We start from the raw sequence: 15,025 nt of genomic DNA on the forward strand, positions 1-15,025 counted from the left end.
TTGTATGGCAACTGTCTTCATGACAGACCGAGGGAGAGTTAGACAACACAATGAAGATAACGGAGGGGTATTTTTGAACCAATACAATCAGCTGCTTGCAATTGTGGCTGATGGTATGGGAGGTCATCGAGCTGGCGACGTCGCCAGTGAGATGGCGGTTCAAAAATTGCAAATAGCGTGGGAAGAAGCGGACAAAGTAACGTCTCCTGATGAGGCGACGCAGTGGATTCGTACGCATGTTTCGCAAATTAATCAAGATATTTATCAGTATGCTCAGGAGCATGAAGAGTGTAAAGGGATGGGTACAACAGTTGTACTTGCTTTATGCGCCGATACGTTTTGTGCGATTGGTAATATAGGAGACAGCAGATGCTATATTTCAAATGAATATGGATTTCAACAAGTAACAGAAGATCATTCTCTTGTGAATGAACTCGTAAAAAATGGTCAAATCACCAAAGAAGATGCCGAGCATCATCCACGAAAAAATATCTTATTGCGAGCACTAGGTACCGAAGAAAATGTTAGTTTAGATGTAAAAACAATTGAAGTGGAAAAAGAAGATCGATTATTATTATGTTCAGATGGACTGACAAATAAGGTAACGGAACAAAAGCTGAACGAAACGTTATCAACAAGTTCATCACTTCACGAAAAGGGTACGAGCCTGATTCAATTAGCAAATGAGCTTGGTGGAGAAGACAATATTACACTTGCAATTGTGGACTTTACATCTGAAAGTGGGTGAGAGTGTTGCTAATAGGTAGACGGCTAAACGACCGTTATAAGGTATTGCAAGTAATTGGTGGAGGCGGAATGGCAAACGTCTATTTAGGTCGCGACATGATTTTGGATCGTGATGTGGCAATTAAAGTGCTTCGTTTAGACTTTGCAAGTGACGATGCGTTTATAAAGCGTTTCCATCGAGAAGCACAATCTGCTACGAGTATTGCTCATCCTAATATTGTCAGCATTTATGATGTTGGAGAAGAAGAAGATATTTACTATATCATCATGGAATATGTACCGGGTATGACATTAAAGCAATACATTCTGCAAGAATCACCACTATCTCTTGATAAAGCCATACATATTATGACGCAGATTACATCAGCTATTGCCCATGCTCATCAGTACGGAATTATTCACCGGGATATTAAGCCTCAAAATATTTTAATTGATCATGATGATACCATTAAAGTTACTGACTTCGGCATTGCCGTAGCACTAAGTTCTACAACCATTACGCATACTAATTCTGTTTTGGGCTCTGTTCATTATTTATCTCCTGAACAGGCAAGGGGAGGGCTTGCGAATAAGCGTTCTGATATTTATTCGCTTGGCATCGTCCTATTTGAATTGCTAACGGGTCGAGTCCCTTTTTCTGGGGAATCGGCTGTGTCAATTGCATTAAAACATTTACAGACAGAAACACCTTCTCCTAAAAGATGGAATCCATCTATCCCTCAAAGCGTGGAGAATGTTGTATTAAAAGCAACAACTAAAGATCCATTTTACCGATACAGTTCCGTCGAAGAACTCGAAGCGGATTTACAGTCTGCTGTTCATCCAAATCGTTATAATGAACAAAGGTTTACGGTGCCTGATGATGAAGAAGTGACAAAAGCCATTCCAGTTATTAAGGAGGATTTTGTTGAATCCGAAGAAACGCACGTACCTGTGAGAAAACCGCCTCACTTAGAGCGCGAAGAACAAGAGGAAGAAGAGTTAAAGCCGAAGAAAAAAAAGAAGAAAAAGAAAAAAGGCAAAAGCAAGCTGATTGTAACGCTTGTTTTAATTTTTTTGCTGCTGGCAGCTGCTAGCGTAGCCGCCGTTACATTTATTCCGGCTTTATTACTGCCAAAAGACGTAAAGGTTCCTGATTTACATAATCAAGATTATGAATCAGCAGTAACCGATTTAGTTTCTTTAGGCTTTAAAGTGAAGAATCCTAAAGATATATCTGATAATGAGGTGGAAGAAGGCGACGTGGTTAAAACGATGCCAGAAGCGGGAGACGTTATCAAAGAAGGATCTAATGTCATTATTTATCGAAGTACAGGAAAGAAAAAAGAAGCATTTAACCGGTACATTGGAAGAAGCTTTACGGAAGTAAAAAGTCTGTTAGAAAAGCAGAATTATAAAGATATCCAATCCATCGAAGTTGAAAGCACAGAACCAAAAGGCAATATTACAGATCAGACGCCTAAAGAAACCGAACAAGTGGTGCCGGAAGATACAACGGTTACGCTATGGGTAAGTAAGGGTCCGCCGAAGATTACATTAAAGGATTTCTCGGGCTGGACGGAAAAAAGCGTAAAAGATTATGCGTCAGATGAAGATATTGAAGTGGACGTAAAAACAGCGTATTCCGACACTGTTGAAAAAGGTCTTGTGATGTCTCAAAAGCCTGCAGCGGAGCAGAGTATCGAGCAAGGTGATAAGCTCACCATTACGGTCTCAATGGGCAAGGAGCCAAAAGCTCCTCAAACGGTGTCAGTGGATGTGACTATCCCGTATAAAGAAGAGACTGATACCGAAGCAAGCACGGAACAAGGCGACGCAACGGAAACAGGCGATGCCACCGGAACAGAAGAGGAAAAGCCAAAGCCGCAAAAAGTACAAATTTATATCGAAGATGCAGATAACGATATGTCCGTTCCTGCTAAAGAACTAACGATTACTGAAACAACAAAAGAATCGTTCGATGTTTTAGTTGATGAAAATGAAAAAGCGTCTTATAAAATTGTCCGAGACGGGGAAGTTATTGAAGAAAAAGACGTTGAATATCCAGAGTGATAGGAGTGAGGTTATGCCAGAAGGAAGAATTATTAAATCCCTTAGCGGATTTTATTATGTTCTTCATGACGGACAAGTAACGCAATGTCGAGGACGAGGTGTTTTTCGTAAAAAGAAGGTAACACCTTTAGTCGGTGACAATGTAGTATTTCAGGCGGAAAATAAGCTTGAAGGATATATACTTGAAATTAAAGAACGTAAAAATGAATTAGTTCGTCCCCCTATTTCAAATGTTGATCAGGCGCTGCTTGTTTTTTCAGCGATTGAACCTGATTTTAGCACAATGCTTCTTGACCGATTTTTAGTGTTAGTGGAGTCTAATCATATTGAACCTATTATTTGTATTTCAAAAGTAGATCTTTTATCACAGCAGCAAAAGCAAGAAATCGAGCAATATGCCGAAGAATATCGTAAAATAGGATATGAGGTCATTTTAACGTCGACAGTCACAGAAAAAGGCATGGAACAAATTCAGCCGTTATTTGAAGATCGCGTAACGGTTATTGCCGGACAGTCAGGTGTAGGTAAATCTTCACTGTTAAATACACTTAAACCAGAGCTTGAGTTAAAGACAAATGATATTTCAATGTCTCTTGGAAGAGGAAAGCATACAACACGTCATGTAGAACTGATTTCGTTTGGTGAAGGTTTAGTAGCCGATACGCCAGGTTTTAGCTCACTGGAATTTTTAACGTTAGAAGTAGAAGAGTTAGCCGATTGTTTTCCTGAAATGTCGCGTTTGAGTGAACAGTGTAAATTTCGAGGTTGTTTGCATGTGAAAGAACCAAAATGTGCGGTGAAAGAAGCATACGAACAAAAAGAAATTCCGAGTTATCGCTACGAACATTACTTGCAATTTATTGAGGAAATTAAGCAAAGAAAGCCGAGGTATTAAAAATGACAAAAATCGCACCTTCCATTTTATCTGCCAATTTTTCAAAGCTTGCTGAAGAAATTCGTGAAGTTGAAGCAGGTGGAGCAGACTACATCCATATAGACGTTATGGATGGCCATTTTGTTCCTAATATTACAATTGGGCCGCTTATCGTTGAGGCTGTACGTCCTGTCACAACACTGCCATTAGATGTGCATTTAATGATTGAAAACCCAGATCAATACGTTCCAATGTTTGCAAAGGCAGGTGCTGATATTTTAACGGTGCATGCTGAAGCGTGTACTCATTTGCACCGCACCATTCAATTAATTAAAGAGCACGGCATGAAAGCAGGCGTTGCTTTAAATCCTGCAACGCCAATTGACGTGGTGAAGCATATCTTAGAAGATATCGATCTTATTTTATTAATGACGGTGAACCCAGGCTTTGGAGGGCAAAACTTCATTCCAAATGTACTGCCGAAAATTGAGCAAATCTCTCAGCTTATTGAAATTCGTCACCTTTCTATTGAAGTAGAGGTTGATGGAGGAATTAATGAAGAAACAGCAAGAAAATGTGTGGAAGCAGGAGCAAATGTCTTAGTGGCTGGCTCAGCTATTTATAATCAAGAAGACCGAGCTGGTGCAATTAGTCAAATTCGCACAACTGTTCAAGCGTAAGTAATAAAAGCTGCTGTGTACAACGAGTAGAACTTGTACACAGCAGCTTTTTCTTTTAGGATAAAGAAAACATAGTTATTTCGTTCATTTTTTAATAGAAAAGGAGCATATACATAATGAAAATTCATATTCTAGCAGGGGGACCGGATGAACATATGCCGCCCCTGCACCAATCAAATGATGTAAAGTGGGTAGGAGTAGACCGCGGCGTATTCCTTCTTCTTCAGCAAGACATTTTGCCCGTAAAAGCATTCGGAGATTTTGATTCCATTACAAATGCGCAGCTTAAGCTAGTGAGAGAAGCATTACAAGATGTTGAACTGTATCCTGCGGAAAAAGATGCAACGGATTTGGAGCTTGCTTTTGAGTGGGCAATAGAGCAAAAACCGGACAGTATTTGTATCTTTGGAGCAACAGGTGGAAGGCTTGACCACATGTTTGGAAGCATTCAGCTCCTGTACAAAGGGTTAAAAAAGAAAGCGAATGTACAAATGATTGACAATCAAAATATCATTCAATTGTTTGAACCAGGCACTTATCATGTAGATCGGTTAAAGGAGTTTCACTATATTTCATTCGTTCCATTTTCAGGCAGTGTAAAAGAACTTACGCTAGAAGGTTTCAAATATCCGCTCAATAAGCATGAAGTAGAACTCGGCTCAACTTTATGTATTAGCAATGAACTTATTCAACAAAGAGGTACTTTTTCATTTACAAAAGGCATATTAATGATGGTAAGAAGCAATGATAAACGTTGCTTGTGATGAAGTATGGAAAATGAGAGCAGGACATAGGGCTTTCTTTAAAAGGAGATAAAGTGTGGAGACGGTTAGGAGGGACAGTATGAAATTCTATACAATCAAACTTCCAAAGTTTTTAGGTGGGATCGTAAAGGTCATGCTTAATTCGTTCAAAAAAGATTAACAACGCCGGAATAATAAAAGAAGCACCATAAAATATGGTGCTTTTTCATTATAAAGATTAAACGCGTTGAACTTTACCAGACTTAAGGGCTCTAGCTGAAACGTACACACGTTTTGGTTTACCGTTCACTAAGATACGTACTTTTTGAACGTTAGCACCCCATTTACGCTTAGTAGCGTTCATTGCGTGAGAACGTGCGTTACCTGAACGAGCTTTTCTACCAGTTACTACACATTTGCGTGCCATGATTTTCCCTCCTAACACCAAAAAAACTACTCAATTCTGTTTTGAGAAATACTATATTAATTTATCACAGCCTTACAGAGAATGCAATAGTTCTGGAGAAAAGCTTTCAAGAAATTTTCCTTGACATATAAAATGAATCTATGTTCAATAATATAGAGAGTAGAAATAGGTATAACTTGGGCTATTACTTATTTTAAGACAAGTTGATACCTAATACTGTCATCTTTAAAAGGGACAAGCTGGACGCCTCTTTTAAAACGAGATTGATTATAGTAGAATATTTATAACCTATGAAAGTAGAAAGGGGAACGAGTATGTCCATCGAAATGAAAACGAAGTATGGTCAAATTGATATCTCTACAGATGTAATTGCAACAATTGCTGGAGGAGCAGCTGTTGATTGTTACGGGATTGTCGGAATGGCTTCAAAAAATCAGCTTAAAGATGGTCTTACAGAAATTCTTCGCAAAGAAAACTTTACACGAGGTATTGTGGTAAGACAAGAAGAGGATGACGTACATATCGATATGTACATTATCGTAAGCTATGGAACAAAAATTTCTGAAATTGCTCATAATGTGCAAACAAAAGTAAAATACACACTGGAACAAACGGTTGGTTTAACGGTTGATTCAGTAAATATTTATGTGCAGGGTGTTCGTGTAACGAACGTTTAATTAAGGAGGAAGATTCGTGTCAATGACAACGTTGGACGGAAAGCGGTTTAGAGAAATGGTGCTTCAAGGAGCCCAGCATCTATCTAACAATGCAGATTATGTAGATGCGCTGAACGTTTTTCCCGTACCAGATGGCGATACTGGAACAAATATGAACTTATCGATTACGTCTGGTGCTAAAGAAGTAAAAAATAAACTATCTGATCACATCGGCCAAGTGAGTCAAGCTTTGTCTAAAGGCTTATTGATGGGCGCGCGCGGTAATTCAGGAGTTATTTTATCTCAATTATTCCGCGGTTTTGCGAAATCGGTTGAGCAAAAGTCGGCGATTACAACAGTAGAGTTTGCTGAAGCTCTTGAGCTTGGTGTAGAAACTGCTTATAAAGCTGTTATGAAACCAATCGAAGGAACCATTTTAACAGTAGCTAAGGATACTGCTAAAAAAGCAGCGGCTGTTGCTAAAAAGCAATCTGATATGATTCTGTTCATGGAAGAAGTACTTAAGGAAGCTAATGCTTCATTAAATCGCACGCCAGATCTTTTACCCGTGTTAAAAGAAGTCGGCGTAGTGGATAGCGGAGGTCAAGGGCTTGTTTTAATTTATGAAGGCTTTTTAGCTGAATTAAAAGGTGAAAAACTTCCCGGTGTACCCATGTCAGCTCCTTCAATGAATGAACTCGTAAATGCTGAGCATCATAAGCATGCGCAAAGCCATATGAATACAGAAGATATTGAATTTGGCTATTGTACAGAATTTATGGTAAGGCTGGAAGAGGATAAGCCTGCAGCTAAAACATTTTCTGAAGAAACGTTTCGTCAAGACTTAAGTAAATGGGGCGACTCATTGCTTGTCGTATCTGATGATGAAATCGTGAAAGTTCATATTCACGCCGAGCATCCTGGAGAAGTGTTAAACTACGGGCAGCAGTACGGAAGTTTAATTAAAATGAAGATTGAAAACATGAGAGAACAGCATAGCAGCATCGTTTCGGATGAAGAAAAGCCTGCAGTAAAAAATGCTGAAAAACAGCCCTTTGGCATTGTTACTGTGTCAATGGGAAAAGGGATTGCTGAATTGTTCAAGAGCCTTGGGGCAACGGTTGTCATTGAAGGCGGACAAACAATGAATCCAAGTACGGAGGATATTGTCAAAGCGATTGAAGAAACCAATGCTGAACAGGTACTGATTTTACCTAATAACGGAAATATTGTGATGGCTGCTAACCAAGCGGCTGCTGTTGCCGGCAGTCACGTTTCGGTTGTCCCGTCTAAAACGGTTCCTCAAGGAATGACAGCGCTGCTATCATTTAATCCTCAGCAAAGCTTAAAAGAAAATGAGGAAGTAATGACAGAAGCTCTACAGCACGTGAAAACAGGACAAGTAACGTATGCAGTTCGCGATACAAATATTGATGGCCTTGAATTAGCTAAAGGCGATTTTATGGGTATTGCCGAAAAGAAAATCGTCGTAAAAGATTCAGAGAAATTAGAAGCAGCAAAAAAGCTTTTGACTTATATGATTGATGACGAAGCGGAAATCCTTACGATTCTTCAAGGCGAGGACGTCTCGGACGATGAAGCTGAAGCGCTAACATCGTTTGTAGAAGAAACGTTTGAAGAAGTTGAGGTAGAGCTTCATAAAGGAGATCAACCTTTATATTCTTACATTTTTGCAATTGAATAACCAAAAAAGAAGCATCCCTCCCGAGGGGCGCTTCTTTTTTGGTGTTTTTTAAGTTAAATACGAACTATTTTATTTTTAAGTGTTGTAATTGTTCGGTATATTAGGTATATTAGTTGAAAAGAACCCGTTTATATGGTAGTTTTGAAAACTGATTAAGTCAAATGTGAAAGAAAACAGCATGAGAGGAGAGACAACAGTGGATATTTTAAAAGGAACAGGTTTATTATTATTAGTTTTATTTTTATTTTGGTTGTTTAGCAACAAGGCACCTTATGGCATGAAAGCAATGGGGGCTCTCGCAAGCGGAGCGGTAGCTGCGTTTCTCGTAGAGGCCTTTCAGTCATATGTAGGAGGAGATTTACTAGGTATTTCATTCCTGGGTGAAGTTGGAAAGGCTGCAGGAGGAATGGGAGGAGTTGCGGCGGCAGCACTAGTTGCTTTGGCGTTAGGAGTATCTCCTGTATATGCTCTTATGATGGGAGTGGTGTGTTCAGGGCTAGGCTTGCTCCCTGGATTTTTTGCGGGATACCTCATGGCATTTGTAGTGAAATTTATTGAGAAAAAGGCACCTGCTGGTCTAGACTTATTAGGCAACATCTTAATTGCGGCACCTTTAACAAGATTAATTGGTAATGCATTCTCACCTATTGTAGATGCGACTCTTTTAAATATTGGAGGAATTATCAAAGATACAACAAGTGCTAGCCCTATTTTGATGGGAATTATTTTAGGGGGAGTTATTACAGTAGTAGCAACGGCTCCGCTTAGCTCAATGGCTTTAACGGCTATGCTAGGGTTAACGGGATTGCCTATGGCGATTGGAGCTCTTGCTGTGTTTGGTTCTTCTTTTATGAACTATGTGCTGTTTGATCGATTGAAAATTGGGGATCGTCGTACAACCATTTCAGTTGCAGTTGAACCTTTAACGCAAGCGAATATTATTTCAGCAAATCCAATTCCTATTTACATTACAAACTTTGTTGGAGGTGCAATGGCCGGTGTGGTTGTGGCTCTGTTCGGATTGGTAAATGATGCTGCAGGCACGGCAACGCCAATCGCAGGACTTGCAGTGATGTTTGGGTTTAATGACCCTATGAAGGTCACAATTTGTGCAGTGCTTTGCGCACTAGCGGGAGCATTAGCTGGATTTATAGGTTCGGTTGTTTTTAAAAACTTTAAAATTAAAACAGTAGACGATGTAGCTTCCGAGCAAGAAGCAGCTTAAGTAATTCATCTTTTCCTGCATAATATAGCAAAAAAAGCGGTGTGCTTATCTTATTTTCATGGATAAATACACTGCTTTTTTTGTGCGTGAACCCCTAATAAAAATGAGAATTTTTAAATTTTTTAAGAGCGTGAAACAAAGCTTCCAAAAAGTCAAAAGCTCAAGTAACATATAAGTAATAACAATGTCTAAATAGCAGGGGGAAAATCCTTATGAAATATAAATCTGTCTTTGATATTATTGGTCCGGTAATGATTGGACCATCTAGCTCACATACAGCTGGTGCAGCGCGTATTGGACGCGTTGCCCGAACGCTTTTTGGCAAGCAGCCCACAAAAGTTGTGGTTTCACTGTACGGTTCTTTTGCTCAAACTTATAAAGGGCACGGAACAGACGTAGCGCTGATTGGCGGTATTTTAGATTTTGATACGTTCGACCAGCGTATTCCGCAATCTTTGGACTTAGCTAAAAAGGAAGGGATGGACGTCACGTTTGTTGAGGAAGCAGCAATCACAGATCATCCGAATACTGCTCGCATTAAAATGAGCGACGGATTAAAGGAAATTGAAGTTGTTGGAATTTCAATTGGCGGAGGGAAAATTCAAATTACGGAGCTGAACGGATTTGAATTAAATTTATCAGGCATGAATCCAGCTATTCTCGTTGTGCATAATGACCGATTTGGTGCCATTGCGACCGTTACGAATATTTTGATGAAACACTCAATTAATATCGGACATATGGAAGTATCTCGCAAAGAGCGCGGAGAAGTAGCGCTCATGGCAATTGAAATGGATACGAATATTGAAGATGATGTAATTGAAGAGTTAAAAACATTGCCTCACATTATTCAAGTAACAAGAATGGTGGAGTAGGATAGAGCCAATAGGAACGGTTTGAGAGAATAACTGGAGCCGAGTGGTTATAGATGATTCTGAAGTGAAAATAAGACAGAATAATAGCGGAGGTTACTATGTTTCGAAACGTAGCAGAACTAGTAGAATTAGCAGAAAGTCAAAATTTAAAAATTGCAGAGATTATGATTCAACAGGAAATAGATATCACGGGAGTTACTCGTGAAGAAATCATGGAAAAAATGGACCGGAACTTAACGGTTATGGAAGAAGCGGTTGAACGCGGTTTAAAAGGGGTACAGTCTGTTACAGGTTTAACAGGCGGAGATGCAGTGCTGCTTCAAAACTATATTCAAAGTGGAAAATCTTTATCTGGAAATTTAATTTTAGATGCAGTCAGCAAAGCTGTAGCGACAAACGAAGTAAATGCGGCAATGGGGACAATCTGTGCAACCCCTACTGCTGGATCTGCGGGGGTAGTGCCAGGAACGCTGTTTGCAGTGCAACATAAGCTAAACCCAACTCGTAAAGAAATGATTGAATTTTTATTTACATCAGGTGCTTTTGGGTTTGTTGTAGCCAATAATGCGTCTATTTCAGGAGCAGCAGGCGGATGTCAAGCAGAAGTTGGTTCAGCTTCAGGTATGGCAGCTGCAGCGATTGTTGAAATGGCAGGAGGTACACCTAGTCAGGCAGCTGAAGCAATGGCAATTACTCTCAAAAATATGCTAGGATTAGTATGTGACCCAGTAGCGGGGCTAGTAGAAGTTCCATGTGTGAAACGAAACGCAATGGGAGCGGCGAATGCAATGATTGCAGCAGATATGGCCTTAGCAGGCATTACAAGTCGTATTCCATGTGATGAAGTCATTGATGCTATGTATAAAATTGGTCAAACAATGCCGGTTGCATTACGAGAAACTGCACAAGGAGGCTTAGCGGCAACACCAACAGGTCGCGAGCTTGAAGCGAAGATCTTTGGTATTGCATTAAATAAAAGTGAATGAACTAACAACTATTTCAATTAAAACCATTAAAGGTATTGGAGAGGAAACAGCACAAGCATTAGAGGATATGCATATTCACAGTGTGCATGACTTGTTAGAACATTTCCCATACCGCTATGAAGATTATGAGTTAAAAGATTTGGCTGAAGCAAAGCACGACGAAAAGGTCACCGTAGAAGGAAAGGTTCACAGCGTCCCCTCGCTTACGTATTACGGAAAAAAACGTTCGCGCCTGACGTTTCGGCTGCTAGTAAACCGCTATTTGATTACGGTTACTTGTTTTAATCGCCCTTACTATAAATCAAAGTTAGAAATCGATCAAACTGTTACGGTTACGGGGAAATGGGATCAGCATCGGCAAACGATTAACTTGCAGGAGCTTCAATTTTCTCCGTTTGTTAAAAATCAAACGATTGAGCCTGTTTACTCGGTTAAAGGCAGCTTAACGGTCAAAGGAATGCGGAAGTTCGTCTCTCTTGCGTTGAAGAATTATGGCAGCAGCATTCAGGATATGCTCCCGGCTTCTATTCGTTCTAGATACAAACTAGTAACGCGTGAAGAAGCGGTTAGAAGTATTCACTTACCTCGTGATCATGAAGATTTAAAACAAGCAAGACGTCGATTTGTCTATGAAGAATTTCTACTTTTTCAATTAAAAATGCAGGCGCTTAGAAAGCGCGAAAGAGAAGAAACGCCTGGAATGAAGCAAGCGTTTGATTCAACTGAGCTGGTAAACTTCACGAACTTGCTGCCGTTTCCGTTAACAAACGCTCAAAAACGTGTAGTAAACGAAATTACGCACGATATGAAATCGCCTTATCGCATGAATCGCTTGCTGCAAGGTGATGTAGGGTCAGGTAAAACAGTCGTAGCAGCGGTTGCTTTATACGCCACTGTTTTAGCAGGGCATCAAGGTGCTTTAATGGTACCGACTGAAATTTTAGCTGAACAGCATGCTGAGTCATTGACTACGATGCTTGAAAAGGTAGGAATCAGCGTAGGCTTGCTAACAGGGTCTGTTAAAGGAAAAGCAAGAAGAGAGCTGCTTCAGCGAGTGAAAGGCGGAGATGTTCATGTATTAGTAGGTACACATGCCTTAATTCAAGACGAAGTTATATATAATAGCTTAGGGCTCGTCATTACGGATGAACAGCACCGCTTTGGAGTTGGGCAGCGCCGGGTTTTACGTGAAAAAGGAGAGAGTCCGGATGTACTGTTTATGACGGCGACTCCTATTCCAAGAACTCTTGCTATTACGGTGTTTGGAGAAATGGATGTGTCCATTATTGATGAAATGCCAGCAGGACGTAAGGCAATTGAAACATACTGGGTAAAACATGATATGCTTGAACGTATTTTACATTTCGTTGAAAAAGAAATACATGACGGCAGACAAGCTTACGTTATTTGTCCGTTGATTGAAGAATCGGACAAGCTGGATGTTCAAAATGCAATTGATGTACATGCAACACTCACTCACTATTTTAATGGAAAAGCAAGCGTTGGTCTCATGCACGGAAGATTGTCACCTGATGAAAAAGAAGAAGTGATGAAACAGTTTAGCGTAAATGACGTGCAGATTTTAGTATCAACAACGGTTGTAGAAGTAGGAGTGAACGTTCCGAATGCAACCGTGATGGTCATTTATGATGCAGAGCGCTTTGGGTTATCTCAGCTTCATCAGCTAAGAGGACGCGTAGGACGAGGAGATGCACAGTCGTATTGTATTCTGCTCGCGGATCCGAAATCAGAAGTTGGAAAAGAACGAATGACCATTATGACGGAAACAAACGATGGATTTGTATTATCAGAAAGAGACTTAGAGCTTCGTGGACCTGGTGATTTCTTTGGCAGAAAACAAAGCGGGATGCCTGAGTTTAAAGTAGCTGATATGGTGCACGATTACCGTGCGCTTGAAGTAGCTCGAGAAGATGCTGCTAAGCTTGTAAATTCCGACAGCTTTTGGACAGAAGATCAGTTTGCACTGCTGAGAATACAACTAGAAGCAACGGGCGTATTGACTGGAGAAAAATTTGATTAGTAAAAGAGACTGAAACAAAGTAGTTTAGTTGAAGGAAAATCCGAACGATCAATCGTTCGGATTTTTTTCATTGTGGTGATGAACGTAGATTTCATGTATGTGATGGGTATGTAGGTGCTTCTAACTGTTAAGTAAAGGGCATGGCACTCCTGCGGGGAAAGCGAAGTCTTGCACGGAAATCAGCAGCGGTGTAACAAGCAATCTATACGAGCTCCTTTATCCCATTTGTTCATCTTTAGATTGAAGTGACAATCTCTTTTCGTCTATAAAGATAAAAAGCGGCTTAGAGTGAAAGAGTTAGCGGCTGGTGGCCATTACTACGACGTCAATGCACAGAATACAGCATGTGAAAAATGTTGCAATTAGAAGGCAATGATTATATACTGCTATTAGTACCTAGTATTAAAAGTTCGGATGGTGGACAATGAAGCGCAGTAAAAAAGAAAGACAGCAGCTATTAAAAACGACAATTGAAGAAAACCCATTTATTACGGATGAAGAACTAGCAGACCGTTTTTCAGTGAGCGTTCAAACAATTCGATTAGACCGCCTAGAGTTGTCGATTCCTGAACTGCGAGAACGTATTAAGCATGTAGCTTCAAAACAACTAGACGAGGAAGTGCGTTCGCTTCCGATTGAAGAAGTAATTGGAGAAGTTATCGACATTGAACTAGATCAATCAGCGATATCTATTTTTGATGTGAAAACAGAGCATGTGTTTCAGCGTAATCAAATTGCTCGTGGTCACCACCTTTTTGCGCAAGCTAATTCGTTAGCTGTCGCTGTTATTAACAATGAACTAGCGCTCACAGCAGATGCGTCGATCCGTTATCATCGCCCTGTTAAGCTTCATGAACGAGTGATAGCAAAAGCGAAAGTTCTGTCAACTAGTGAAGTGCGAACCACCGTTGAGGTAAACAGCTATGTAGGGCAAGAGCAAGTATTCTCTGGCACTTTTAAAATGTATCGTTCTACAAAGGATAAATAATAAAAAGGATGAGACGCAACATGAAACTAGCTATTGATGCAATGGGCGGAGATCATGCACCGAAAGCCATTATTGAAGGTGTAGAAAAAGCTACTGCTCAATTTAAAGAATTACATATTACGTTAATTGGAAACGAATCAGAAATAAAAAAGTATTTAACAAATTCAGATCGTATTTCAATTATTCATACAGAAGAAACCATTGATGCAACTGATGAGCCAGTGCGAGCTGTGCGCCGTAAAAAACAAGCATCTATGGTATTAATGGCAAATGAAGTGGCCGAAGGTCGTGCGGATGCCTGTATTTCAGCAGGAAACACAGGTGCGCTAATGACAGCGGGACTTTTTATTGTAGGTCGCATCAAAGGCATTGAACGTCCAGCACTTGCTCCGACGCTTCCGACACTAGATGGAAAAGGCTTTTTAATGCTAGACGTTGGTGCAAACGTTGATGCCAAGCCTGAACATTTGCTCCAGTACGCTGTGATGGGGTCTGTGTATGCCGAAAAAGTACGCGGCATTCAAGTTCCTAGAGTGGGGCTGCTGAACATTGGAACTGAGGATAAAAAAGGAAATGATTTAACAAAGCAAGCCTTTCAGCTGCTAAAAAATGCTGATCTCAATTTTGTAGGCAACGTGGAATCCCGTGATTTGCTAAACGGCGTAGCGGATGTGGTTGTAACAGATGGTTTTACAGGGAATATGACTCTTAAGAGCATTGAAGGAACGGCGCTTTCCTTGTTTTCTATGATTAAACAAGAATTAATGAGCACGTTAAAAAGCAAGTTAGCCGCAGCGGTGCTAAAGCCTCAGCTGCAGGGGTTAAAAGCGAAAATGGATTACAGTGAATATGGAGGCGCAGGGCTGTTTGGATTGCATGCGCCTGTTATCAAAGCGCACGGTTCGTCGGATGCGAATGCAGTATTTAGCGCGATTAAGCAAGCTGTGAATATGGTGGAAAACAATGTGTCTTCCACTATTCAAAAAGCAATCGAACAAACTGCTAATGAAGAAAAGGAGAGATAAG

At 40.3% G+C, this 15,025-nt stretch carries 15 protein-coding genes; 14 read left to right on the forward strand and 1 reads right to left on the reverse strand.

The features are described 5' to 3' along the window. The first annotated feature begins 4 nt into the window (after positions 1 to 4). From ACFX4E_RS03330 to spoVM, 6 genes are all read left to right on the forward strand, one after another. Complete coding sequence (locus tag ACFX4E_RS03330; RefSeq protein ID WP_028410788.1) at positions 5 to 748, forward strand: Stp1/IreP family PP2C-type Ser/Thr phosphatase; 744 nt, start codon at positions 5 to 7, stop codon at positions 746 to 748. Between the two features lie 5 nt (positions 749 to 753). Further along, positions 754 to 2,799, forward strand: coding sequence for a Stk1 family PASTA domain-containing Ser/Thr kinase (pknB, locus tag ACFX4E_RS03335; protein ID WP_028410789.1), 2,046 nt, complete (start codon positions 754 to 756; stop codon positions 2,797 to 2,799). Positions 2,800 to 2,812: 13 nt separating this feature from the next. Next, entirely contained in the window at positions 2,813 to 3,694 is an 882-nt protein-coding gene (rsgA, locus tag ACFX4E_RS03340) for a ribosome small subunit-dependent GTPase A (protein ID WP_028410790.1), read from the forward strand. A gap of 2 nt (positions 3,695 to 3,696) precedes the next feature. Further along, on the forward strand, positions 3,697 to 4,353 hold the full coding sequence (gene rpe / locus ACFX4E_RS03345) for a ribulose-phosphate 3-epimerase (RefSeq protein ID WP_013084822.1): 657 nt from the start codon (positions 3,697 to 3,699) through the stop codon (positions 4,351 to 4,353). 116 nt (positions 4,354 to 4,469) lie between these two features. Beyond that, positions 4,470 to 5,117, forward strand: a complete 648-nt coding sequence (locus ACFX4E_RS03350; RefSeq protein WP_028410791.1) for a thiamine diphosphokinase — start codon at positions 4,470 to 4,472, stop codon at positions 5,115 to 5,117. A 79-nt stretch (positions 5,118 to 5,196) separates the two neighbouring features. Next, positions 5,197 to 5,277: a stage V sporulation protein SpoVM gene (gene spoVM / locus ACFX4E_RS03355; protein WP_016765421.1), complete on the forward strand. Its 81-nt coding sequence runs from the start codon at positions 5,197 to 5,199 to the stop codon at positions 5,275 to 5,277. Positions 5,278 to 5,334: 57 nt separating this feature from the next. Here the strand turns inward: spoVM and rpmB are convergent, their stop codons facing one another. Beyond that, on the reverse strand, positions 5,335 to 5,523 hold the full coding sequence (gene rpmB, locus ACFX4E_RS03360) for a 50S ribosomal protein L28 (protein ID WP_013058914.1): 189 nt from the start codon (positions 5,521 to 5,523) through the stop codon (positions 5,335 to 5,337). 314 nt (positions 5,524 to 5,837) lie between these two features. Here rpmB and ACFX4E_RS03365 point away from each other — a divergent pair, with 314 nt between their 5' ends. The 8 genes from ACFX4E_RS03365 (at position 5,838) to plsX (ending at position 15,024) form a co-directional block, all read left to right on the forward strand. Continuing rightward, entirely contained in the window at positions 5,838 to 6,200 is a 363-nt protein-coding gene (locus ACFX4E_RS03365) for an Asp23/Gls24 family envelope stress response protein (RefSeq protein ID WP_013058913.1), read from the forward strand. A gap of 16 nt (positions 6,201 to 6,216) precedes the next feature. Continuing rightward, positions 6,217 to 7,884 (forward strand): DAK2 domain-containing protein, encoded by a 1,668-nt coding sequence (locus tag ACFX4E_RS03370; RefSeq protein WP_377258768.1) that lies wholly within the window; start codon positions 6,217 to 6,219, stop codon positions 7,882 to 7,884. Between the two features lie 196 nt (positions 7,885 to 8,080). Then, positions 8,081 to 9,109, forward strand: a complete 1,029-nt coding sequence (locus ACFX4E_RS03375; protein WP_028410793.1) for a PTS sugar transporter subunit IIC — start codon at positions 8,081 to 8,083, stop codon at positions 9,107 to 9,109. Positions 9,110 to 9,321: 212 nt separating this feature from the next. Further along, positions 9,322 to 9,984, forward strand: coding sequence for an L-serine ammonia-lyase, iron-sulfur-dependent subunit beta (sdaAB, locus tag ACFX4E_RS03380; RefSeq protein ID WP_013058911.1), 663 nt, complete (start codon positions 9,322 to 9,324; stop codon positions 9,982 to 9,984). A gap of 98 nt (positions 9,985 to 10,082) precedes the next feature. Next, positions 10,083 to 10,970, forward strand: coding sequence for an L-serine ammonia-lyase, iron-sulfur-dependent, subunit alpha (gene sdaAA / locus ACFX4E_RS03385; protein ID WP_377258771.1), 888 nt, complete (start codon positions 10,083 to 10,085; stop codon positions 10,968 to 10,970). After that, positions 10,963 to 13,011 carry an ATP-dependent DNA helicase RecG gene (gene recG / locus ACFX4E_RS03390; protein WP_377258774.1) on the forward strand — a complete coding sequence of 683 codons (2,049 nt, stop codon included), beginning with the start codon at positions 10,963 to 10,965 and terminating at the stop codon, positions 13,009 to 13,011. Before sdaAA ends, recG begins: the two co-directional genes overlap by 8 nt. Before the next feature lie 424 nt (positions 13,012 to 13,435). Beyond that, positions 13,436 to 13,999, forward strand: coding sequence for a transcription factor FapR (fapR, locus tag ACFX4E_RS03395; RefSeq protein WP_013058909.1), 564 nt, complete (start codon positions 13,436 to 13,438; stop codon positions 13,997 to 13,999). Positions 14,000 to 14,019: 20 nt separating this feature from the next. Then, on the forward strand, positions 14,020 to 15,024 hold the full coding sequence (gene plsX / locus ACFX4E_RS03400; RefSeq protein ID WP_098626929.1) for a phosphate acyltransferase PlsX: 1,005 nt from the start codon (positions 14,020 to 14,022) through the stop codon (positions 15,022 to 15,024). Position 15,025: the final 1 nt, after the last annotated feature.

This window comes from Priestia sp. YIM B13491 (assembly GCF_042787605.1).
Taxonomy (GTDB): Bacteria; Bacillota; Bacilli; order Bacillales; family Bacillaceae_H; genus Priestia; species Priestia megaterium_E.